The following is a 205-nucleotide window of genomic DNA, read 5'->3' as shown; positions in this document are numbered from 1 at the left end:
TTGTCGGCCGGATCAGCGGCCAGGACGTCGTTGGCGAGGGCGGCTGCAAGGCTTCGGACGGTCGGGTGCTTGTAGACGTCCGGCATCGAGACCGGCGGCAGGTCGTTCTGTTTGCGTACCCGGGCGCAGAAGCGGGCCATCGTCATCGAGTCGGCGCCGAGGTCGTCGAAGAAGTGGCTGTCGATGGGCACGTGTTCGGTGCCCA

At 66.8% G+C, this 205-nt stretch carries 1 protein-coding gene; it reads right to left on the bottom strand.

Going from position 1 to position 205, the window contains the following annotated elements; genetic code table 11:
* Positions 1-205, bottom strand: a 205-nt coding sequence (locus C3488_RS39890) for an acyl carrier protein (protein WP_146068051.1), incomplete at both ends; no start/stop codon positions are given.

Origin of the sequence: Streptomyces sp. Ru72 (assembly GCF_002920635.1) — a bacterium.
Lineage (GTDB): Bacteria > Actinomycetota > Actinomycetes > Streptomycetales > Streptomycetaceae > Streptomyces.
The sequence above is the reverse complement of the archived record's forward strand: the minus strand, read 5'-3'. Positions and strand labels throughout refer to the sequence as shown.